The organism is Mycobacterium sp. NGS68 (assembly GCF_059812195.1).
On record NZ_JCALCE010000025.1, the window covers coordinates 1 to 22089 of the forward strand.

Consider the following 22089-nt stretch of genomic DNA (forward strand, 5'->3'; position numbering starts at 1 on the left):
TCGTCATACCGCAGCGGCAACACCGCTACGACTACCGCAGGTTGGCCTTCGGCGACGCCTGGGACGACGACAACGACGCCCCCGGCGGACACAACGGCTGCGATACCCGCGACGACATCCTCGACCGCGACCTGGTCGCCAAGACGTATGTGATTACCAAGCGGTGCCCGGCCGCGGTGGCCACCGGCATCCTGCACGACCCGTACACCAACCTCGTCGTCGTGTTCCAGCGCGGCCCCAAGGTCGGCGAATCGGTGCAGATCGACCACATCGTCCCGCTCGCGTACGCGTGGGACATGGGCGCCTACGGGTGGCCGGCGCCGCAGCGGCTGCGCTTCGCCAACGACCCGGCCAACCTGCTGGCCGTCGAGGGCCACACCAACCAGGACAAGGGCGATTCGCCGCCGGCGCATTGGATGCCGCCCAACGGCGCGTTCGCGTGCCAGTACGCCATGCAGTTCATCGCCGTGCTGCGCGGCTACCAGTTGCCGGTGGATCAGGCGTCGGCCGACGTGCTGCGCGGTGCCGCGGCCACCTGCCCGACGGGTTAGCTTCCGTCGTAGGTCTCGGGGTCCGGGCGCACCCGGGTGCCGTCGTTGAGGCCGTTGATCGCGTCCATGTGGTCGGCGGTCAACTCGAAGTCGAAGACGTCGAAGTTCGTGGCGATGTGCTCGGGCTTGCCCGATCGGAAGATGACCGCGTTGCCCAGCTGCAGGTTCCACCGCAGCAGCACCTGCGCGGGCGTCTTGCCGTACTGCTCGGCGACCGAGGTCACCGTCGGGTTGTCCATCAACCGGCCCAGGACCAGCGGGGTGTAGGACTGCGTGACGATGTTGTGCTGCGCGTTCGTCTTGCGCATCTCGGCCTGGTTCAGCAGCGGGTGCAGCTCGATCTGGTTCACCGCCGGCGTGACGAAGGTGAGGTCGATGACCATCTCCAGATGCTCGTCGGTGAAGTTGGAGACGCCGATCGAGCGGGTCAGCCCCTGCGCCTGGCACTGGATGAGGCCGCCGAAGGAGTCGACGTACTGGCCCAGCGACGGCGCCGGCCAGTGCACCAGGTACAGGTCCACATACTCCAGGCCGAGCCGCTCCAGGCTGGCCGGGCAGGCATTCTGCGCGCTGGTGAAGCCCTGATCCGCGGTGGCCAGCTTGGTGGTGACGAACAGCTCCGCCCTGGGAATCCCGGAGGCCGCGATCGCGCGCCCGACGGCGGCTTCGTTGCCGTAGACGGCGGCAGTGTCGATGAGCCGGCAGCCGATTTCCAGCGCCGCGGTCACCGCGCGTTCGGTCTCATCGTCGGACAGGTCCGCCACGCCGAGGCCGAGCACCGGCATCGTCTGCTCGTCGTTGAGGGATATGGAAGGGACGGTGGCGCCCGACTCGCCAGTCAACGTCATTCACCTGCCTGTGGAATTGAAGGTACTTGGGTTTGGACCAAGCCGGGTTCCGTCATCGCAATCCGTGAGGGGGTGGACCGACTTGGAAAACACGATCTTACCGAGTTGAATATGCCACCTAAGCAACGCCCGCGCGGGTGTCCGGCAGCATTCGTCGGTTTGCTCACCACGTACAGTTGGTCGCAGGGCGGAGGACCGAACAGGGAGCAGCCATGACAAAGAGTCTGCCGAGCGCGCCGGCTCTCAATCTTGGGGCAAAGGGTGCACCCCTGGGGTGGACGAGCCGCCTGCAGGGTCGCGTCGCGACGGTCGGGGCGAAGGTGATTCCCTGGATCCCGGCCCCGGCGAAGCGGGTGCTGTCGGGCGGCCGATCGGTGATCGTCGACGGCAACACCCTGGACCCCACGCTGCAGCTGATGCTCGCCGGCCTGCGCCTCGCCGGCATCGACGGCCTGGCCGTGGACGACGACGTGCCCGCGTCCCGCGCCCAGATGCGCGAGACCATCCTGGAACTTCCCGGCCCGCAGGTGCACGTCGACGTCCGCGACCTGTCCGTACCGGGCCCGGCCGGTCCGATCGGCGCGCGGCACTACCTCCCGGCCGGCGACGCGGCGGCGCCGCTGCTGGTCTTCTACCACGGCGGCGGCTGGACCATCGGCGACCTGGACACCCACGACGCGCTGTGCCGGTTGACCTGCCGCGACGCCGGCGTGCACGTGCTGTCGATCGACTATCGGTTGGCGCCCGAGCATTCGGCCCCGGCCGCGGTCGAAGACGCCTACGCGGCCTTCGAGTGGGCCCACGCCCACGCCGAGGAACTCGGCGCTATCGCCGGTCAGGTGGCGGTCGGGGGCGACAGCGCGGGCGGCAACCTGGCGGCGGTGGTATGCCTGCGGGCGCGCGACGCGGGAGCGCCCGCGCCGGTGTTGCAGTGGCTGCTCTACCCGCGAACCGATTTCACCGCCCACACGCGGTCGATGAGCCTCTTCGCCACCGGCTTCCTGCTGACCAAGCGGGACATGGACTGGTTCCATGCGCAGTACCTGCGTGGCACGGACATCGATCCGGCCGACCCGCGGATCTCGCCGCTGTTGGCGCCCTCGCACGCCGGGCTGCCGCCGGCGCTGATCGCGGTGGCCGGCTTCGACCCCCTGCGCGACGAGGGCGAGAGCTACGCCGAGGTCCTGCGGGCCGCCGGGACGCCGGTGGACCTGCGTTATCTGGGCTCGCTGACGCATGGGTTCGCCAACCTGTTCCCGCTCGGCGGCGGCAGCGCCGAGGCCACCAACGAGCTGATCTCCGCGCTGCGCGCGCACCTGACCCGGGTCTGACCGGGCCGCCGGTACTCTAGAGGCGCCGCCGCGCGATTGCGGTCGGGACAAGCCGACACCGAAGGATCAGCAAACCTGTGGCCGACAAATCGAAGCGTCCCTCGCGACCGGACCTGAAGAACCCCGACGGCAAACTCGGCCGGCTGATCCAGATCGGCGGCACCGCGGTCGTCGTCCTGTTCGCGGTCGCGCTCGTGTTCTACATCGTGACAAAGAACCATGACAACAAGTCACCCGCCGTCACCGGGCCGGGCGACACGGTGCGGATCACGTCCAGCAAGCTCGTCACCAAGCCGGGCAGCACCGACCCGAAGGCCGTCGTCACCCTCTACGAGGACTTCCTGTGCCCGAACTGCGCCGCGTGGGAGGCGGAATACGGCCCGACGGTGTCCAAGCTGATCGACATCGGCGCCATCGCGGCCGACTACTCCATGCTGGCCATCCTCGACAGGCCGATGACCCACAACTATTCATCGCGGGCCGGCGGCGCGGCACTGTGTGTCGCCGACGAGTCCAAGGATCTGTTCCGCAAGTTCCACAGCGAGCTGTTCAGCCCGAACACCCAGCCCTCCGAGAAGGGTCCGGACTTCCCCGACAACAACTGGCTGGTCGAGCGGGCGCGCCTCGCGGGCGTCGACGTCGGTCCCGGGTCCAAGGTCGCCGACTGCATCAAGAGTGGCAAGTACGCCGACAAGGTCGCCGCCGAGGCCGGACTGGTCAAGATCTACGCCACGCCGACGATCAAGGTCAACGGGGAGGACTTCTCGCCGCAGTCGCCGCAGGACCTGGTCGCCAAGATCAAGAGCATCGTGGGCGACGTGCCGGGCATCGACGCGGCTGCCGCGCCTCCGGCGGCGTGACCTCCGCGGAGCCTGCCGCACCCCGCACCGGGGTGCCCGCGGCCAGCGCGTGGTTCGTGCTGGTCGCCGGCGTGATCGGCCTGGTGTGCGCGATGTTGCTGACGATCGAGAAGATCGAGCTGCTCATCAACCCGGCCTACAAGCCGTCGTGCAACTTCAGCCCGCTGGTCTCGTGCGGGTCGGTCATGACCACACCGCAGGCGTCCGTGCTGGGCTTCCCCAACTCGCTGCTGGGCATCGTCGCGTTCACGGTGGTGCTGGTCACCGGGGTGCTGGCGGTGTCCAAAGTTGCTCTGCCGAAATGGTATTGGGTCGGGCTGCTGGTCGGGACGCTGGTCGGCGCCGGGTTCGTGCACTGGCTGATCTACCAGAGCCTGTATCGGATCGGGGCGCTGTGCCCGTACTGCATGGTGGTGTGGGTGTTCACCGTCTCGCTGGTGGTGGTGCTGGCCGCCATCCTGGCGCGTCCGGCGCTGGAGACCGGTGGTAGCACGCCGGCCCGGGTGCTCTACCAGTGGCGCTGGTCGCTGGCCACCCTGTGGTTCACCGCGGTGTTCCTGTTGATCATGGTGCAATTCTGGAACTATTGGTCGACACTTCTCTAAGCAAGGGGCCACAGATGATCTCCAAGGTGCTGGTGGCCAATCGCGGGGAGATTGCGATCCGCGCCTTCCGCGCGGCCTACGAGCTGGGCATCGGCACGGTGGCCGTCTACCCGTACGAGGACCGCAACTCCCAGCACCGGCTCAAGGCCGACGAGTCCTACCAGATCGGCGACACCGGGCACCCGGTGCGCGCCTACCTGTCCGTCGACGAAATCGTCGAAACCGCCCGCCGCGCAGGAGCCGACGCCATCTACCCCGGGTACGGCTTCCTGTCGGAGAACCCGGAATTGGCGGCCGCCTGCGCGGCCGGCGGCATCACGTTCGTCGGGCCCAGCGCCGACGTGCTCAAGCTGACCGGCAACAAGTCCCGGGCCATCGCCGCGGCGCGTGAGGCGGGGCTGCCGGTGCTGATGTCCTCGGCGCCGTCGAGTGCGGTCGACGAGCTGGTGGCGGCGGCGTCGGAGATGCGATTTCCGTTGTTCGTCAAGGCCGTTGCCGGAGGCGGCGGCCGGGGCATGCGGCGCGTCGGCGACATCGACGCCCTGCCCGACGCGATCGAGGCGGCCAGCCGGGAGGCCGAGTCCGCGTTCGGGGATTCGACGGTCTATCTCGAGCAGGCGGTGCTGCACCCGCGCCACATCGAGGTGCAGATCCTGGCCGACACCCACGGCAACGTGATCCACCTCTACGAACGTGACTGCAGCGTGCAGCGTCGCCACCAGAAGGTCATCGAGTTGGCGCCGGCACCCAATCTCAGTCCCGAGCTGCGCGACAAAATGTGTTCGGACGCCGTCGCTTTCGCTCGTCACATCGGCTACAGCTGCGCCGGAACCGTGGAGTTTCTGCTGTCCGAAGACGGCGAGTACGTGTTCATCGAGATGAACCCGCGCATCCAGGTCGAGCACACAGTCACCGAGGAGATCACCGACGTCGACCTGGTGTCCAGCCAGCTGCGGATCGCGTCGGGGGAGTCGCTCGACGATCTGGGGCTGCGCCAGCAGGACATCGCCCCGCACGGCGCTGCGCTGCAGTGCCGGATCACCACCGAGGACCCCGCCAACGGCTTTCGGCCCGACACCGGCCGGATCAGCGCGCTGCGCACCCCCGGCGGCGCCGGCATCCGCCTGGACGGCAGCACCAACCTGGGCGCGGAGATCAGCGCGCACTTCGACTCCATGCTGGTCAAGCTGACGTGCCGGGGCCGCGACTTCGACAGCGCGGTGGCGCGGGCGCGCCGGGCGATAGCGGAGTTCCGGATCCGCGGCGTGTCGACGAATATCCCCTTCCTGCAGGCGGTTCTGGACGACCCGGACTTCCGGGCCGGCCGCATCACCACGTCGTTCATCGACGAGCGACCGCAGCTGCTGACCGCGCGCGGGTCCGCCGACCGCGGCACCAAGATCCTCAACTATCTGGCCGATGTCACCGTCAACCAGCCGCACGGCGCCCGGCCGTCGAAGGCGTACCCGCACGACAAGCTGCCCGATATCGACTTGGAGGCGCCGCCGCCGGCCGGGTCCAAACAGCGGCTGATGGAGCTCGGGCCCGACGGCTTCGCGCGCTGGATGCGGGAGTCGCCGGCGGTGGGGGTCACCGACACCACGTTCCGTGACGCACACCAGTCGCTGCTGGCCACGCGGGTGCGGACCAGCGGGCTGATGATGGTGGCGCCGTATCTCGCGCGCACGGTCCCGCAGCTGCTGTCGGTGGAGTGCTGGGGCGGCGCGACCTACGACGTCGCGCTGCGATTCCTCAAGGAGGACCCGTGGGAGCGGCTGGCCGCGCTGCGTGAGGCGATACCCAACATCTGCCTGCAGATGTTGCTGCGGGGCCGCAACACGGTCGGCTACACGCCCTATCCGGAGCTGGTCACGTCGGCGTTCGTCGCGGAGGCGACGGCCACCGGCATCGACATCTTCCGCATCTTCGACGCCCTGAACAACATCGAGGCGATGCGCCCGGCGATCGACGCTGTGCGCGAAACCGGTTCCGCGATAGCCGAAGTCGCGATGTGCTACACCGGCGACCTGTCCGACCCGGAGGAAAACCTCTACACCCTGGACTACTACCTGAAGCTGGCCGAGCAGATCGTGGACGCCGGCGCCCACGTGCTGGGCATCAAGGACATGGCCGGGCTGTTGCGGCCGCCGGCGGCCACGCGGCTGGTAAGCGCGCTGCGCAGCCGCTTCGAACTGCCGGTGCACGTGCACACCCACGACACGCCGGGCGGCCAGCTGGCCAGCTACGTCGCCGCGTGGCAGGCCGGGGCCAGCGCCGTCGACGGCGCCGCCGCCCCGATGGCCGGCACCACCAGCCAGCCCGCGCTGAGCTCGATCGTCGCCGCCGCCGCGCACACCGACTACGACACCGGCCTGTCGCTGGCGGCGGTCTGCGCGCTCGAGCCCTACTGGGAGGCGCTGCGAAAGGTGTACGCGCCCTTCGAATCCGGGTTGCCCGGGCCGACGGGGCGGGTGTACCACCACGAGATTCCCGGGGGTCAGCTGTCGAACCTGCGGCAGCAGGCGATCGCGCTGGGTCTGGGCGACCGGTTCGAGGAGATCGAGGATGCCTACGCCGGCGCCGACCGGGTGCTGGGCCGGCTGATCAAGGTCACGCCATCGTCGAAGGTGGTCGGCGACCTGGCGCTGGCGCTGGTCGGCGCGGGGGCCGACGCGGACGAATTCGCCGCCGAGCCAGGTCGATTCGATATTCCGGAGTCGGTGATCGGGTTCCTGCGCGGTGAACTGGGCGACCCGGCCGGCGGGTGGCCCGAGCCGCTGCGCACGTCGGCGCTGGCCGGCCGCGCGCCCGCCAGGCCCACCCAGGAGCTGACGCCCGACGACGAGGCCGCCCTGAACACGGGCGGACCCAAGCGGCAGGCCACCCTGAATCGGCTGCTGTTCCCCGGCCCGACAAAGGAATTCGAGGAGCACCGGGAAAACTACGGCGACACCTCACAACTGTCGGCCAACCAGTTCTTCTACGGTCTGCGGCAGGGCGAGGAGCACCGCGTCACGCTGGAGCGCGGCGTCGAGCTGTTGATCGGTCTGGAGGCCATCTCCGAGCCCGACGAGCGCGGCATGCGCACGGTGATGTGCATCATCAACGGCCAGCTGCGGCCGGTGCTGGTGCGGGATCGCAGCATCGCCAGCGCGGTCGCGGCCGCCGAGAAGGCCGATCGCGGCAACCCCGGGCACATCGCCGCGCCGTTCGACGGCGTGGTCACCGTATCCGTGGCCGAGGGCGACAACGTGACCGCCGGGCAGACCGTCGCAACCATCGAGGCGATGAAGATGGAGGCCCCGATCACCGCGCCCAAAGACGGTGTCGTGGAACGGGTTGCGCTGTCGGACGCCGCGCAGGTGGAGGGCGGAGACCTGCTGGTGGTGCTGAGCTGACCCGAATCGTCGGCGGCGTTGCCGGGGGCCGGCGCCTCGCGGTGCCGCCGCGGGGGACCCGGCCCACCACGGATCGGGTGCGCGAGGCGCTGTTCAATGTCCTGACCGCGCGCCTGGATCTGGCCGGCCTTGCGGTGCTGGACCTCTACGCCGGCTCCGGTGCGCTCGGTCTGGAGGCATTGTCCCGCGGGGCGGCCTCGGTGCTGTTCGTGGAATCGGACCCGCGTGCCGCGGCCGTCATCGCCCGCAACATCGAGACCGTGGGCCTGCCCGGTGCGACGCTGCGCCGCGGTGCGGTGGGCGCCGTCCTCGCCCGCGGCGCGGCGGCGCCGGTGGATCTGGTGCTGGCCGACCCGCCCTACGAGGTGGACTCCGCTGACGTGGACGCCGTCCTTCTGGCACTGGACGCACACGGCTGGGTGCGCGACGGGACCGTCGCGGTCGTGGAGCGCGGGGCGGGCGGGGCGGCACTGACCTGGCCGGCGGGCTGGAGCCCGTGGCCGTCGCGGGTGTACGGCGACACCCGCCTGGAGTTGGCCGAGGTGGGCTGAGCCGCGCTGATAGCGTGGTCGTTCATGAGCGGCGCGGTATGCCCGGGGTCCTTCGACCCGGTGACGTTGGGCCATATCGACGTGTTCGAACGCGCCTGCGCCCAGTTCGACGACGTCCTGGTGGCGATCCTGGTCAACCCCGCCAAGAAGGGCATGTTCGACCTCGATGAGCGGATCGCGATGATCGAGGAGTCGACGGCGCACCTGCCCAACCTGCGGGTGGAGGCCGGTCAGGGTCTGGTGGTCGACTTCGTCCGGAGCCGGGGGATGACGGCGATCGTCAAGGGTCTGCGCACCGGCACCGACTTCGAGTACGAGCTGCAGATGGCGCAGATGAACAGGCACGTCGCCGGCGTCGACACGTTTTTCGTCGCGACCGCGCCGCGGTATTCGTTCGTGTCGTCGTCGCTGGCCAAGGAGGTCGCGATGCTCGGCGGTGATGTGACCGAGCTGCTGCCCGAGGCGGTGAACCGTCGCCTGCGCGAGCGGCTTTCCCGCGCGGACTGATCCCCGCTCCGCGTCGCCCCACGCCTCTCGCCGATCCTGCGCTCAGGGCGCCGATTTCGGCGTCGACCACACCCAGGACGCAGGCTCGATGCCATCACCGCAGACTCGCCGTCCGCGCACGTTGCGCGAAGCGGCAGAACGCCAGGAGTCAGAAGACGACGGTCTGGTTGTCGTGCACGATGACGCGGTCCTGGCAGTGCCAGAGCACCGCGCGGGACAGCACGGCGCGTTCGACGTCGGCGCCGACGCGCACCAGGTCGTCGACGGTGTGGTTGTGGTCCACACGGACCACGTCCTGTTCGATGATCGGGCCCTCGTCGAGCATTTCGGTGACGTAGTGGGCGGTCGCGCCCACCAGCTTGACGCCGCGCTCGCGCGCCCGCTTATAGGGCGACGCGCCGGTGAAGGCCGGCAGGAAGGAGTGGTGGATGTTGATCAGGGGACAGCCGACGGCGTCGAGGAAGTCCTGCGTCAAAACCTGCATGTAGCGTGCCAGGACAACCAGATCGACGTTGCCGCGCAGCAATTGCAGCTGACGCTGCTCGGCCTCGGCGCGGGTGTCGCGAGTAGCGGGGATGTGGATGAACGGCACACCGAACGGGCGGACGTGCTCGGCCAGGTGGGGATGGTTGGCGATCACCATGGCGACCGACATCTCCAGCTCGCCGCGACGGTTGCGCCACAACAGATCTAACAGGCAGTGGTCCTCCTTGGACGCCATGATCGCGACCCGCTTGGGCCGCGCGGCCTCGGTGAACCGGTAGTCGATGCCGAATTCTTCTGCGAGGCTGCTGCCGAACTCGCGGTCCAGGTCGTCGATGGCCGCCGTCAGGCCGGGCAGGTGAAAGATGGCGCGCTGCAGAAATGTTCCGCCCTCTGGCGCGGTCGAGTGCTGATCGAGGGAGATGATGTTGGCGCCCGCCCCGGCCAGGAATGCGCTGACGGCGGCGATGATGCCGTGGCGGTCATCGCAGCGCAACAGCAGCCTGCCGATGTCGGCTGGGGGTGGTGGGCCACTGGGGCGCAGCGGGAAGTTTTCGGTCATGGTCCCCTTTCAGTCCCCTATCAGTCCCCTATCAAGGCGTCAGGTTACCCTTGGCCGCCAGTCCCGTGAGCGTGTGGCCCGGCGAGTGCGAGCGGCCCCAAAAGTGCGCCAAACTAGCGCAATAGCCTGCAATTTGCGGCCGCTCACGAGCAGACCTGCAATTTGAGGCCGCTCGCGCGAATACCCTGCACCACCCACCGCAGGCGCGCCCAAATTCGCGGGAAAAGCGCCCTCAGGCCTGCGATTCGCGGCCGCTCGGCGCGGCCAGGATACTAGTGGTGTTCGTGATGCGAGTGCTGATCGGGCTCGGCGGCGGGCGAGCCGCCCATCATGCGCAGCATCGGTAGCCCGCCCGACGTGAAAAACCGAACGACCAGCAGCGCCGCGAAGAGCAGAAACGCGATGTTGAGCCAGGTGGTGTAATTCCACGAAATCCCCGCGGACATGATCATCGCGTTGCGCTCGTGTGGAATGAGATGCGCTGTGCCGAAGATGAGTTCGACGAGGTAGCCGGCGACGACCATCGACACGTAGAAGGTGCCGAGCAGCGTCAGCATCATCTTCGTGCCGTAGTACTTACGGTAGATGTTGAGGATCGGCAGGATCAGCAGGTCGGCGAAGATGAACGCGATGACGCCGCCGAAGCTGATGCCGCCGTTCCACAGCACCGCGGCCAGCGGCACGTTGCCGATCGAGCAGACGAACGACGCGATAGCCACCAACGGCCCCACGATCGGTCCCCAGATCGCCGACCAGCCCGGGTGATCGGCCAAAAAGAATTCCTGCCAGAACGTTTCGGGAACCCACGCCGCGATGGCGCCGGCGATGAACAGCCCGATGATCAGGTCGCGCAGGATCGCAAGCCACTCCATGACGAACACGTGCGAGACAGAGGTGAAGCCCCGCGGCGAAAAGAGCCGCCGCACGAAAGAGCCGTCGCCGCCGACGGACATGTCCATGGCCGCATGGCCTTCCATCGAGCCGGCGATGCCCTTGTCCGCCTGCTCGCGGGCGGCGTCGATGAGCCGGGCACGCACGAACAGCCGGAACAGCAGGGCCAGCACGATGATCATCAGTGGGCCGCCGAGGAATTCGGCGGCGGTGAACTGCCAGCCCATCAGCAGGGCCAGGATGATGCCCAGCTCCACCACGAGGTTGGTGGAGCCGATCTCGAAAGCCATTGCGGCGGTGAAGTTGGCGCCCTTGCGGAACAGGGATCGCGCCAGTGCGACGGCGGCGTAGGAGCACGACGACGACGCCGCCCCCAGCCCGGCTGCGACCGCGAGGGTGCGGGGCCGGTCGTCGCCCATCAGGCTGACGATCGTCGATCGGCGCACGACGGCCTGGACCACCGCCGACAAAGCGAAGCCCAGGATCAGCGCCCACAGTATTTCCCACGTCATCGAACCGGTCAGCGCCAACGCGTGGCCGACGGCTCGCAGCGCTCGGTCCGTCATCCCGCTCACAATATACCCCTATGGGGTATGTGTCAATTTAACCGCGCCACGTCGATCGACACCCCGGCGCCCGGAAGGCGCGCCAGCAGCGCATCGCCCATCGCCGCGGCGGGGGTGAGCACGCCGCGCAGGTCGGAGAGCCGATCACGGTCGAGCGCCAGCGCCAGGCCGCTCTCGCCCAGCTGCACCGCCGTCGCCTGGTAGGCGTCGACGCGCTGCGCGAAGGTCGCCATATAGCGGGCGCCGGTAGTCGTGGTGGTGTACGTCTCGAACCGGTAATGCCCGCGGTCCCTGGTCTTCTGGCCCGGACCGGCGCCCGATTTCGGGGGGATGCGATTCACCAGGCGTTGCGGCAGCCGGCTGGCGTAGCGGTTGCCCAGGCCGATGCCGGCGGCGATGGCGCCCGTGGCGAGCGCGGCGGCCACCGGCGCGGCAACCGACTTGCCCAGGCTCATCGTCTCGGAGTAGCGGAACCGGCGACCGTAGGCAAAGTCCATTAAGGCATTGCTGCGGCGGACGATTCGCGCATTGTAGGGCCCCTGCACGAACGCGCCGGTCCAGTAGCCGGTGAGCTCGGGTGCCAGATCGCGCCCACGGCGTCGGGAAAAGTCGCGCTGCGGGCCGAGTTCGGGCTCCGCGCTCCGGTCCGGGCTCAGCGTGTAGGGGTCCTTGACCAGCCGGTGGGCCTCGGGGTCGCTGGACGCGCCGCGCATGCCTTCCAGGTACGTTCCCACCGAGCCGCCGGAGACGCCGAGCTGGGAGAACGCGCGCAGCACCAGGTCGGTGTCGCAGAGTTCGCCGGTGCCGTCCTCGACGGCCTGGCGATACAGCAGATAGACACTCAAATCTGAAGGAACCGAATCGAATCCGCACGAGACCACAATCCGGGCACCGGTGTCGATCGCCTGCTTGTGGTACTGGTCGATGCTGTTGCGCACGAACATCAGCTCACCGGTCAGGTCCGCGTAATCCGTTCCGGCCCTGGCACAGGCGGCAACCAGCGGCAACCCGTAGCGGGTGTAGGGCCCGACGGTCGTCAGGATCACCTGGGTGCGGGCGGCCATCGCATCCAGGCTCGACGGCTCCGACGCGTCGGCGATCACCAGCGGCCAATCCCGCGCGGCCGGCCCCAGTTCAGCCCGCACCGCCGACAATCGCTCGCCGGAACGCCCGGCCAGCCCGATGCGGGCCGCGGCGCCCGCGCGGGCCAGGTATTGGGCCGTCAGCTTGCCGGAGAACCCGGTGGCGCCGTAGACGACTATGTCGAGCTCGCGGTCCAGGCCGCTCATACGGGCGCTCAGTCCTTGACGAAGGAGTATCTCCGGTAGGAGATGTCCCCGCTCTGCATGTAGCCGTTGATGACTGTGCCCTGCTGGCCGAGGAATTCGCGGCCCACGATGCTCAGCGGTCCGCGCATGTGGCGCTTGATCAAATCCTTCGATTTGGCCGAGTTCTTCTCGATGCCGCGCAGAATCCCCTCGTTGATTTCCTGCTGCGAGAGCTGCCGCAGCGGGCACGCGGCCAGGTCGGCCTCCCACTCGGCGATCCGCACGTTGGGGCGCAGGTCGGTGTAGAGGAAGTACCCGCCCGGACGCAGCACCCGCACCACCTCCTTGAGGAAGCGCGAAAAGTGCGGATAGCAGTGGGAGGCTTCGACGTTGAGCAACACGTCGAACGATTCGTCGTCGAAGGGCAGGTTCTCGGCGTCGCCCTGCACGAAGTCCAGACCCGGCAGGTGGTGCGTCTTCTGGCAGAACGCGATGCCGCGCGGGTTGAGGTCCAGCGCGGTATAGGAGGCCGGCTTCAAGGTGCGCATCAGGTACGACGCGCCCCCGCCGTGCCCGCAGCTGACCTCGAGCACCTTCTTGCCGGTGATGTCCTCCTGCGTCGCCGTGCGGTGATACAGGTTGATGCCGAATCGGTTGGGCTCGTCGGCCAACTCGAGCGGCAGGTCCATCGGCGGGTCTTCCTCGTAGGACCAGTTGATGAACACGACTTCGTCGTCCCCGAGCCCCCGCGTCATCAGCGGATACCAGTACTTCCAGACTCGTTTGTAGGTCGCGGTGCTACCCACACGGGCGATGAGGCGATGTGCCGGACTGAAGGCCATGGGCAAGGAGTATGGCAGACACCAAACGCCGACGATCGCGTTCGAGGAAATTCGAGAAAGCCGACGGGCAGCCACCACCGCCTGAGGTAGCTTTCCCTACCATGACGTTGATCTGCGGCCCGGCTTGCGGGCACTGAGCATGGGAATCCCCTTCGGTTTCGTCGATGCGCTCGTGCACACCCGTTTTCCGCCGATCCTGGCGCCGCGGGCGAGTTCGCTGTTCGCGGCCTCGGTGGGTGCCGACTCGTATTGGGTTGGCGACCATCTGAACGCGCTGGTACCGCGCTCGATCGCGACGCCCGAATACCTCGGCATCGCAGCCAGATTCGTGCCCAAGATCGACGCCAACTTCGAGCCGTGGACGATGCTGGGCAACCTCGCCGCGCGCAACAAGATCAGCCGGCTGCGCCTCGGGGTCTGCGTCACCGACGCCGGTCGCCGCAACCCCGCGGTCACGGCTCAGGCAGCCGCGACGTTGCATCTGCTGTCGCGCGGGCGGGCCATCCTGGGCATCGGCGTGGGGGAGCGCGAAGGCAACGAACCCTACGGCGTCGACTGGACCCGGCCGGTGGCCCGGTTCGAGGAAGCGTTGGCCACCATTCGCGCGCTGTGGAACTCGAACGGGCAGTTGGTCAAACGCGACTCGCCGTTCTTTCCGCTGCACGACGCCCTGTTCGATCTGCCGCCGTTCAAGGGCAAGTGGCCGGAGATCTGGGTCGCGTCCCACGGCCCGCGCACGCTGCGGGCCACCGGCCGCTACGCCGACGCCTGGATCCCGATCACCACGGTCCGGCCCAGCGACTACAGTCGCTCGCTGGAAGCGGTGCGCACCGCCGCGTCCGACGCCGGTCGCGACCCGATGTCCATCACCGCCTCGGCGGTCCGCGGCGTGGTCACCGGCCTGAATCAGGACGACGTGGACGAGGCGCTGGACTCGGTCATCGTGAAGACCACGGCGCTCGGGATACCCGCGACGGACTGGGCGCGCCACGGCGTCGAACACCCGCTTGGCGCCGATTTCGCCGGTGTCGTGGACGTGATCCCGCAAACCATGAGCAAGGAGGACGTGCTGTCCTACACGTCCAAGGTCCCGCGCGCCCTGATGAAGGAGGTCGTGTTCAGCGGGACGCCCGACGACGTCCTCGGCCAGATCGCCGAATGGCGCGATCACGGCCTGCGGTACCTGCTGATCATCAACGGCAGCCTGGTCAACCCGAAGATCACCAAGACTGTGGCGGCGAGCCTGCCGCACGCCAAGGTCCTCAAAGGGTTGCGAAAGCTTTAATCCCCAACGGGTTCAGGCCTTGCGCCACAGGGCGCCGGTGCCGTCGATGTCGACGATCTCCTCGGTGATGCCGTGCTTCGTGCGGTAGTCGCTGACGGCCTGCTCACAGCAGCCGAGCACGTAGTCGTCGATGATGCAGTAGCCGCCGGGGGACAGGCGCGGGTAGAGCGCCTCCAGCGCCTGGATCGTGGATTCGTAGAGGTCGCCGTCGAGGCGCAACACGGCGATGCTCTCGATCGGGGCGTCGTGCAGGGTGTCCTTGAACCAGCCGGGCAGGAAGCGGACCCGGTCGTCGAGCAGGCCGTAGCGCTCGAAATTCGCCTTGACCTCGTCCTGGGAGACCGCCAGGATCGGCGAGCTGACGAAGAACCGCATCCACTTGTCCGCTTTGAAATTCTTGGTGTCGGGCCGCGGCAGACCCTCGAACGAGTCGGCCAGCCAGACGCGTCGCGTCTCGTCGCCGTAGGCCTGCAAGACCGCGCGCATCAGGATGCTCGCCCCGCCGCGCCACACCCCGCATTCGACCAGGTCACCCGGGACGTCGTCGGTCAGCACCGTCTCCACGCACTCCTGCAGGCTGGTGAGGCGCTTCATGCCGATCATCGTCTCGGCGTCCGCCGGCCAGTCCAGGCCCAGTTCGCGCTTGCGCGAACCAGTCACGCCCCGCGTCAACAGGGGCTGAAAGGTGTTGAGTGTCTTGAGGAAAAGGCGTCGGCGCAGCGGCCATCGATCGGGCATCTGCTCGGGCATCCCGTATCTGGTCAGTTTGCGCCGGATCTCGTCGAGGTACGCGGATCGCGCATCGCGATCGGTCACGGTCAAAACGGCCCCTATCTACCAGCCAGTACTTCCGGCGATGAGCGTAGACCCCCGGCGACGCCGTCACGGCGTTTCGGGCTTTTCCGTCGACCGGCCCGCTCAAAACGAGTATGGGCGCGACGCTTTTGATGCAGGATTCGACGCGTGCACCCGTCCCGCAGGATACGGATTCTGTTCATCGCCGAAGCGGTGAGCCTGGCCCACGTTGCGCGGCCCTTCGTGCTGGCGCAGTCGTTGGACCCGAGCCGCTACGAGGTGCACTTCGCCTGCGACCCGCGCTACAACCGGCTGCTGGGCCCGATGCCGTTTCCGCACCACCCGATCCGGACCATCCCCACCGACGAGCTGGACGCCAAGCTGGCGCAGGGCCGGCCGTTCTACAACACCAAGATGCTGCAGGAGTACGTCGAGGACGACCGCCGGGTGCTGGCCGAGGTCGCGCCGGACCTGGTCGTCGGCGACGACCGCTGGTCGTTGTCCGTCAGCGCGCGGCTGGCCGGCATCCCCTGCATCGCGATCGCCAACGCCTACTGGAGCCCGTATGCGCGGCGCCGCTTTCCGGTGCCCGACGTGCTGTGGACGCGGTATTTCGGCGTGAAGCTGACCGGCATCGGGTTCCGCGTGTACCGTCCGCTGATCTTCGCCCTGTACTGCCTGCCGCTCAACCGGGTCCGCCGCCTGCACGGATTGCCGAGCCTGGGCTCGAACATCTGCCGCATGTTCACCGACGGGGACTACACGCTCTACGCCGACGCGCCGGAGCAGGTCCCGACGTATGACCGGCCGCCGAACCACCAGTACCTCGGCCCGGTGCTGTGGTCACCCGCCGTCGACCTGCCGCCGTGGTGGGATGCGTTGCCGACCGACAAGCCGATCGTCTACGCCACGCTGGGCACCTCGGGCGGCCGCAGCCTGCTGCAAGTGGTGCTGGACGCGCTGGCAGACCTGCCGGTGACGGTGATCGCGGCCACCGCGGACCGCAGCGACCTGACCAACATCCCACCAAACGCCTTCGTGGCCGACTACCTGCCGGGCGTCGCGGCGGCAGCCCGCTCGGCGGTGGTGATCTGCAACGGCGGCAGCATGACGACGCAGCAGGGCCTGGTGGCCGGGGTGCCGGTGATCGGGCTGGCCACCAACCTGGACCAGCACATGAACATGGAGGCCATCGAACGGGCCGGCGCGGGCATCCTGCTGCGCACCGAGCGGATCAAGAGCCGCGCGGTGGCGGCGGCCGTGCAGCGCGCGATCGGTCAGCCCGGATACCGCCAGGCCGCACAGCGGCTCGCGGCGGCCTTCGAGCGCGGCTACGCGCAATTCCCGCAGCATGTGGCGAGCGCGCTCGGCCTGGCCTCCGACGAGGAAAGCGCCGACGGGCTGCTCCAAGCCGTCGGCGAATCCAGCGGATAGTCCTCAAATCGGCTCCGGGGCGCCCAATTTCGCAACCGGATGGCCGCACGTACAGGCAGATCCCCTGCGCGCATGGCGGTTTGGGCTCGGCGCGCGTTTAAGTAGCCCCGGAAAAGGCTGAGAAAGCCGCATTGCTTTCCACCGCAACGGTTTTGTCGCGATGCGTGCGGGACAACCGCACGCGAGCGCAGATCCAACCGGACGGCCGATCGAGGTATTGCGAACTACGGTCGCATTGTCGCACGGATGCGGTCCTCGTGTTACCCGATTCGGGCAGAACGGGCTGACCAGGACTTTTGTCGCCGAGCAGCGGGTGTGTGGCGGCCGGTCCCCATGCTGAGCGGCCGCACAACACGCTTTCGGAAGCCTTTCGGCAGGCCGTCGGGGTCGTGGCGAATGTCCTTTACGCCGCCGTAAAGTTGCGCGACGGGGGTGAGGTCGAGCACAGTTGACGGCCGTCCACAAGCCCGTTGTGCGAGCAAGATGCGGTCTGCCCCAACGCTGTTTGTTATTCCTCTGACACGGACGCCAAACGCCCGTACTCTACAACCCGTCAACAGTGAAGGGTATTCATGCAATCAAACGCGTTGTCAGTTCAGCCTGGAGGTGAGGTGGGCGCGCCACCGGCACCGGCCATGGGTGGGGATGGACAAGCGGCGCAATCATCGAACGGCATCGCGGCACGATTCGCGGTCAGCGAGTCGTCGCTCACCGACCTGCTGCACAAGTCGGCCACGTCGTTCCCCAACCGCGCGGCGTACCGGTTTGTCGACTTCGACGTGGATCCCAAGGGCTTCACCGAAACGCTCACGTGGTGGCAGGTCTACCGGCGGGCGATGATCATCGCGGACGAACTCAGGATCACCGCCGCGAACGGTGACCGCGTCGCGATACTGGCCCCCCAGGGGCTTGAATACGTCATTTCTTTTCTGGGCGTCCTGCAGGCCGGTCTCATCGCGGTTCCGCTTCCGGTGCCTGCGTTCGGGATTCACGACGAGCGCATTTCCGCCGCATTGCGCGACTGCTCGCCGAGCGCCATTCTCACCACTTCGTCAGCCCTCAACGCGGTCAGCGAATACGCGCCGCACGCGTGCGCCGGCACGCGGCAGCCGGAGCCGGAGATCGTGGCGGTGGACACGCTGGACCTGGATTCACCGCGTGCGGCCGGCGCGACCACATACCCGCATTCCAGCACCGCATACCTGCAGTACACGTCGGGATCGACGCGCTCGCCGGCCGGCGTGGTGGTGTCACACAAGAACGTCATCACCAACACCATCCAGCTGATGTCGGACTACCTCGGGGAAACCGAGAAGATTCCGACCACCCCGGTGTCGTGGCTGCCGTTCTACCACGACATGGGGTTGGTGCTGGGCATCCTGCTCCCGATGATCAATCAGGACACCGCGGTGTTGATGAGCCCGATGGCTTTTCTGCAGCGGCCCGCCCGGTGGATGCAATTGATGGGCAAGCACCGCGGGCAGATTTCCAGCGCGCCGAACTTCGGTTTCGAATTGGCGGTGCGCCGGACGTCGGACGCCGACATGGAAGGGCTCGATCTCGGCCACGTGCGGGCGCTCGCCAGCGGCGCCGAACGGGTGAACCCCGCGACGCTGCGGCGCTTCTGCGACCGCTTCGCCCCGTACAACCTCGACGAGACGGCGGTCCGGCCGTCCTACGGCCTCGCCGAGGCGATGGTCTACGTGGCCACCGCCGGGCCGGGTCGGGCGCCCAAGAGCGTCCGATTCGACTACCAGCACCTGTCGGCCGGGCGGGCCAAGCGCTGCGAGGACGACGCGGCCGAGGGCGCCGTGCTGGTCAGCTACGGCTCGCCGCGGGCATCGACGCTGCGCATCGTCGACCCGGAGGCCCGGACGGAGGCGCCGGCGGGAACCGTCGGCGAGATCTGGGTGCAGGGCGACAACGTCGCGCACGGCTATTGGCGCAACCCCGAAAGCACCGAGCGGACGTTCGGCGGGATGCTCGTCGACCCGTCACCCGGCACGTCGGTGGGGCCGTGGCTGCGCACCGGCGACCTCGGTGTCATCTTCGAAGACGAGCTGTACATCACGGGCCGCATCAAGGATCTGCTGGTCGTGGACGGCTCCAACCACTACCCGGACGACATCGAGGCGACGATCCAGGAGATCACCGCAGGACGGGTGGTGGCGATCTCGGTGCCCGACGAGCGCACCGAGCAGCTCGTCGTCATCGTCGAGCTGACCCGGCGGGGCCGCACCGACGAAGAGGTGACCGAAAACTTCCGCAGCATCAAACGTGAAGTCACCGCGGCGATATCCACGTCGCACCGGGTACGTGTCTCGGACGTCGTGATGGTGGCGCCGGGCTCGATCCCGGTCACCACCAGCGGCAAGGTCCGGCGCTCCAGCTGTGTCGAGCGCTACCTGGCAAAGGAATTCACCCGTTTGGATGTTCCGGCATGACGGCGGGGGTCTATCAGCGAAGCCGGCGCCGACGCGGGGTGGTCGATCCTCCCGCCGCCTGCTTCAGCCTGGGGGTTGGGTCATGACTGAGAGCGTGTTGTCGGTGGAACGAATCGGGAAGCTGAATCGGGACCTACGAATCCTCGTCGCGACCAATGGCACCCTCACCCGCATCCTCAGCGTGCTCGCCAACGAGGAGATCGTCGTCGAGGTCGTCAAGCAGCAGATTCACGAGGACACGTCCAAAATTGCCGAGCTGAAGCACTTGTCGATCGGCCGGGTGCTGCGGCGCGACATCCTGCTCAAAGGCAAGAACTCGGGAATCCCCTACATCGCCGCGGAATCGTTGGTCGCCGTCGACCTGTTGCCGCCGGCAATCACGACGACGTTGCTGGAGACCGATCGCCCCATCGGCGAGATCATGGCCGCGAGCCGCATCGAGATCTTCAAGGAGGAGGCCAGGGTCTGGTCGGGTGGGTCACCGGATTGGCTGGAGCTGGACGGATATCACAAGTCGCGTAAGGGAATTATCGCCCGCCGGTACCGCAACATCGCCGGCGGCATGCCCGTCATGATCATCACCGAGTACTTCCTTCGCAACGTATTCGAAGACGCGCCCAGCGACGAGCTCGAGCGTCGCAGGCGTGCCAAGGAACTCGACCGAAGGAGCGGAGATCGATTTGTTTTTCGTGATCGAATCCCCAGCACTCCTTAACCATGGCGACGATACAGTCCAGGACACATTCCAGTCCCCGAGGATCCCGCGCGTAGCGGTCGTTTAATCATGGGGAACGAGAATCTTGCGGGGCTACTCGCTGAGCGGGCATCGGATGCGGGCTGGACCGACCGGCCCGCATACTATGCGCCAGACCCGGTGACACACGGCCAAATTCACGACGGCGCCGCGCGCCTGGGACGGGTGTTGAGCAACCGCGGCCTGGCCAAGGGCGATCGCGTCCTGCTGTGTCTGCCGGATTCGCCGGAGCTGGTGCAGCTTCTGCTGGCGTGCCTCGGTCGCGGCATCATGGCGTTTCTGGCGAACCCCGACCTGCACCGCGACGACCACGCCTTTCAGGAGCGCGACACCGAGCCGGCGCTCGTCGTCACGTCGGGTTCGCTGCGCGAGCGATTTGCGCCGTCCGGGGTGGTCGAGGCCGCCGAACTCTTCGCCGAAGCCGGGCACACCGAACCCGGCGACTACGAACCGTTGAGCGGCAGCGATTTCGCCTACGCCACGTACACGTCGGGCACCACGGGTCCGCCGAAGGCGGCGATCCACCGGCACGGCGACCCGCTGACGTACGTCGAGGCGATGTGCGGCAACGCGTTACGCCTGACCTCCGCCGACGTCGGCTTGTGCAGTGCGCGCATGTATTTCGCCTACGGGCTGGGCAACACCGTGTGGTTTCCGCTGGCGACCGGCGGTGCCGCGGTCCTCAACCCGGCGCCGGTCAGTCCGGAGGTCGCCGCCACACTGAGCGCCAAGTTCGAGCCGTCGGTGCTCTACGGCGTCCCGAATTTCTTCGCCCGGGTCGTCGACACCTGTTCTCCCGATTCGTTCCGTTCGCTGCGCTGCCTGGTATCGGCCGGTGAAGCCCTGGAAATCGGTCTCGCCGAACGGATTATGGAGTTCTTCGGCGGTATCCCCATCCTCGACGGCATCGGGTCCACCGAGGTCGGGCAGACGTTCGTCTCGAACAGCGTCGACGAATGGCGGGTGGGAACGCTGGGAAAGGTGCTGCCGCCCTACGAGATACGCGTCGTGGCACCCGACGGCACGTCGGCCGAACCCGGGACGGAGGGCGACCTGTGGGTCCGCGGCTCGTCGATCGCGGCGGGCTACTGGAACTGGCCGGACCCTCCGCCGGGACGCGAGGGCTGGCTCGACACGCGGGACCGGGTGTGCGTCGACGACGAGGGTTGGGTCACCTACCGATGCCGCGCGGATGACACCGAAATCGTCGGCGGGGTCAACGTGAATCCACGCGAAATCGAGCGCGTCATCATCGAGGACGGCGTGGTGGCCGAGGCCGCCGTCGTCGGGGTGCGGGAGTCCACCGGCGCATCGACGCTGCAGGCGTTCATGGTTCCGGCGGGTGGGGCGCGCATCGGCGATTCGGCGCTGCACGGCATTCACCGGCGACTGCTGAGCCGGCTGTCCGCATTCAAGGTGCCGCACCGCTTCGCGGTCGTCGAGCGGCTACCCCGCACCGCGAACGGGAAACTGTTGCGCGGCACGCTTCGCATGGAGAGTCCGACGACACCGATTTGGGAACTTCCGTTGACTGAACCACTTTCCGATGCCACGCCGCAGCCCGCCGAACGGCCGGCCGACGCCGCGCCCGATACCAACGGCTCGGTGACGCTCAAGGAGCGGCTGGCCATCCTGCAGCAGGAACGCCACCGGCTGGTGTCGGACGCTGTGTGCGCCGAGGCCGCGCAGATGCTGGGGGAGCCCGACCCCAAGGCGGTCAACCGCGACCTCGCCTTCTCGGAGCTGGGGTTCGACTCGCAGATGACCGTCACGCTGTGCAACCGGTTGGCGGCGCTGACCGGCCTGCGGCTGCCCGAGACGATCGGCTGGGACTTCGGCTCGATCTCCGGGCTGGCGCAGTTCCTGGAGGCCGAACTGTCCGGGGCGGGCCGGCGCCAGCCGACGCTCGACGAGGAGCTCATGCGTGTCGAGGACCTGGCGCTGGCCGCCGGGCCCACCGAGCGGCAGCGCGTGGTCGAACGCCTGCGTGCCCTGCTCGGCACCATCACCGACAACGAGGACGGTCTGAGCAACCGGCTGCAGGCGGCCTCGACCCCCGACGAGATTTTCCGGCTGATCGATTCTGAATTTGGTGAGTCATGAAGAGGAGCACC

Annotated in this window: 18 protein-coding genes; 12 read left to right on the plus strand and 6 right to left on the minus strand. The window is 67.9% G+C overall.

Annotation, left to right across the window (positions count from 1 at the left end; genetic code table 11):
- The coding region (locus tag AC5Y5V_RS23055) for an HNH endonuclease family protein (protein ID WP_499940240.1) at positions 1-551 on the plus strand (551 nt) is incomplete at its 5' end.
- Here the strand turns inward: AC5Y5V_RS23055 and AC5Y5V_RS23060 are convergent.
- On the minus strand, positions 548-1393 hold the full coding sequence (locus AC5Y5V_RS23060) for an aldo/keto reductase (RefSeq protein WP_499940281.1): 846 nt from the start codon (positions 1391-1393) through the stop codon (positions 548-550). The two genes, AC5Y5V_RS23055 and AC5Y5V_RS23060, sit on opposite strands and share 4 nt — an antisense overlap.
- 218 nt (positions 1394-1611) lie before the next feature.
- On the opposite strand from AC5Y5V_RS23060, the gene AC5Y5V_RS23065 reads away from it, so the two are divergent.
- The 6 genes from AC5Y5V_RS23065 (at position 1612) to coaD (ending at position 8651) form a co-directional block, all read left to right on the plus strand.
- Positions 1612-2730, plus strand: coding sequence for an alpha/beta hydrolase (locus tag AC5Y5V_RS23065; RefSeq protein ID WP_499940241.1), 1119 nt, complete (start codon positions 1612-1614; stop codon positions 2728-2730).
- Between the two features lie 77 nt (positions 2731-2807).
- Positions 2808-3590, plus strand: coding sequence for a DsbA family protein (locus AC5Y5V_RS23070; RefSeq protein WP_499940242.1), 783 nt, complete (start codon positions 2808-2810; stop codon positions 3588-3590).
- Positions 3587-4195 carry a vitamin K epoxide reductase family protein gene (locus AC5Y5V_RS23075; protein ID WP_499940243.1) on the plus strand — a complete coding sequence of 203 codons (609 nt, stop codon included), beginning with the start codon at positions 3587-3589 and terminating at the stop codon, positions 4193-4195. Before AC5Y5V_RS23070 ends, AC5Y5V_RS23075 begins: the two co-directional genes overlap by 4 nt.
- A gap of 14 nt (positions 4196-4209) precedes the next feature.
- Positions 4210-7593 carry a pyruvate carboxylase gene (locus AC5Y5V_RS23080; protein WP_499940244.1) on the plus strand — a complete coding sequence of 1128 codons (3384 nt, stop codon included), beginning with the start codon at positions 4210-4212 and terminating at the stop codon, positions 7591-7593.
- Positions 7590-8144, plus strand: a complete 555-nt coding sequence (gene rsmD, locus AC5Y5V_RS23085; protein WP_499940282.1) for a 16S rRNA (guanine(966)-N(2))-methyltransferase RsmD — start codon at positions 7590-7592, stop codon at positions 8142-8144. Before AC5Y5V_RS23080 ends, rsmD begins: the two co-directional genes overlap by 4 nt.
- A 24-nt stretch (positions 8145-8168) precedes the next feature.
- Positions 8169-8651, plus strand: coding sequence for a pantetheine-phosphate adenylyltransferase (gene coaD / locus AC5Y5V_RS23090; protein WP_499940245.1), 483 nt, complete (start codon positions 8169-8171; stop codon positions 8649-8651).
- 148 nt (positions 8652-8799) lie between these two features.
- Here the strand turns inward: coaD and purU are convergent, their stop codons facing one another.
- From purU to AC5Y5V_RS23110, 4 genes are all read right to left on the minus strand, one after another.
- On the minus strand, positions 8800-9696 hold the full coding sequence (gene purU, locus AC5Y5V_RS23095) for a formyltetrahydrofolate deformylase (protein ID WP_499940246.1): 897 nt from the start codon (positions 9694-9696) through the stop codon (positions 8800-8802).
- 272 nt (positions 9697-9968) lie between these two features.
- Positions 9969-11153, minus strand: a complete 1185-nt coding sequence (locus tag AC5Y5V_RS23100) for a permease (RefSeq protein WP_499940247.1) — start codon at positions 11151-11153, stop codon at positions 9969-9971.
- A gap of 32 nt (positions 11154-11185) precedes the next feature.
- A complete protein-coding gene (locus AC5Y5V_RS23105) occupies positions 11186-12442 on the minus strand; it encodes a saccharopine dehydrogenase family protein (RefSeq protein WP_499940248.1) in 1257 nt (418 codons plus the stop codon).
- 8 nt (positions 12443-12450) lie between these two features.
- Positions 12451-13263, minus strand: coding sequence for a phthiotriol/phenolphthiotriol dimycocerosates methyltransferase (locus AC5Y5V_RS23110; protein WP_499940249.1), 813 nt, complete (start codon positions 13261-13263; stop codon positions 12451-12453).
- Between the two features lie 139 nt (positions 13264-13402).
- Here AC5Y5V_RS23110 and AC5Y5V_RS23115 point away from each other — a divergent pair, with 139 nt between their 5' ends.
- Complete coding sequence (locus AC5Y5V_RS23115) at positions 13403-14548, plus strand: LLM class flavin-dependent oxidoreductase (protein WP_499940250.1); 1146 nt, start codon at positions 13403-13405, stop codon at positions 14546-14548.
- 12 nt (positions 14549-14560) lie between these two features.
- Here the strand turns inward: AC5Y5V_RS23115 and AC5Y5V_RS23120 are convergent, their stop codons facing one another.
- Positions 14561-15364 (minus strand): TylF/MycF/NovP-related O-methyltransferase, encoded by an 804-nt coding sequence (locus AC5Y5V_RS23120; protein WP_499940251.1) that lies wholly within the window; start codon positions 15362-15364, stop codon positions 14561-14563.
- 147 nt (positions 15365-15511) lie between these two features.
- Here AC5Y5V_RS23120 and AC5Y5V_RS23125 point away from each other — a divergent pair, with 147 nt between their 5' ends.
- From AC5Y5V_RS23125 to AC5Y5V_RS23140, 4 genes are all read left to right on the plus strand, one after another.
- Entirely contained in the window at positions 15512-16777 is a 1266-nt protein-coding gene (locus AC5Y5V_RS23125; RefSeq protein ID WP_499940252.1) for a glycosyltransferase, read from the plus strand.
- Positions 16778-17412: 635 nt separating this feature from the next.
- The gene (locus AC5Y5V_RS23130; RefSeq protein ID WP_499940283.1) at positions 17413-19221 is read left to right on the plus strand and encodes an AMP-binding protein; all 1809 of its coding nucleotides are present in this window, start codon (positions 17413-17415) and stop codon (positions 19219-19221) included.
- Between the two features lie 82 nt (positions 19222-19303).
- Positions 19304-19936 carry a chorismate--pyruvate lyase family protein gene (locus AC5Y5V_RS23135; RefSeq protein WP_499940253.1) on the plus strand — a complete coding sequence of 211 codons (633 nt, stop codon included), beginning with the start codon at positions 19304-19306 and terminating at the stop codon, positions 19934-19936.
- Between the two features lie 69 nt (positions 19937-20005).
- Positions 20006-22078 carry a p-hydroxybenzoic acid--AMP ligase FadD22 gene (locus tag AC5Y5V_RS23140; RefSeq protein ID WP_499940254.1) on the plus strand — a complete coding sequence of 691 codons (2073 nt, stop codon included), beginning with the start codon at positions 20006-20008 and terminating at the stop codon, positions 22076-22078.
- Positions 22079-22089 lie beyond the last annotated feature (11 nt).

Bases quoted from the DNA above. Each gene is read 5' to 3' on its own strand.
- AC5Y5V_RS23065 (WP_499940241.1), top strand. From the start codon at position 1,612: ATGACAAAGAGTCTGCCGAGCGCGCCGGCTCTCAATCTTGGGGCAAAG.
- AC5Y5V_RS23080 (WP_499940244.1), top strand. From the start codon at position 4,210: ATGATCTCCAAGGTGCTGGTGGCCAATCGCGGGGAGATTGCGATCCGC.
- coaD (WP_499940245.1), top strand. From the start codon at position 8,169: ATGAGCGGCGCGGTATGCCCGGGGTCCTTCGACCCGGTGACGTTGGGC.
- purU (WP_499940246.1), bottom strand. From the start codon at position 9,696: ATGACCGAAAACTTCCCGCTGCGCCCCAGTGGCCCACCACCCCCAGCC.
- AC5Y5V_RS23100 (WP_499940247.1), bottom strand. From the start codon at position 11,153: ATGACGGACCGAGCGCTGCGAGCCGTCGGCCACGCGTTGGCGCTGACC.
- AC5Y5V_RS23105 (WP_499940248.1), bottom strand. From the start codon at position 12,442: ATGAGCGGCCTGGACCGCGAGCTCGACATAGTCGTCTACGGCGCCACC.
- AC5Y5V_RS23110 (WP_499940249.1), bottom strand. From the start codon at position 13,263: ATGGCCTTCAGTCCGGCACATCGCCTCATCGCCCGTGTGGGTAGCACC.
- AC5Y5V_RS23115 (WP_499940250.1), top strand. From the start codon at position 13,403: ATGGGAATCCCCTTCGGTTTCGTCGATGCGCTCGTGCACACCCGTTTT.
- AC5Y5V_RS23130 (WP_499940283.1), top strand. From the start codon at position 17,413: ATGGGTGGGGATGGACAAGCGGCGCAATCATCGAACGGCATCGCGGCA.
- AC5Y5V_RS23135 (WP_499940253.1), top strand. From the start codon at position 19,304: ATGACTGAGAGCGTGTTGTCGGTGGAACGAATCGGGAAGCTGAATCGG.
- AC5Y5V_RS23140 (WP_499940254.1), top strand. From the start codon at position 20,006: ATGGGGAACGAGAATCTTGCGGGGCTACTCGCTGAGCGGGCATCGGAT.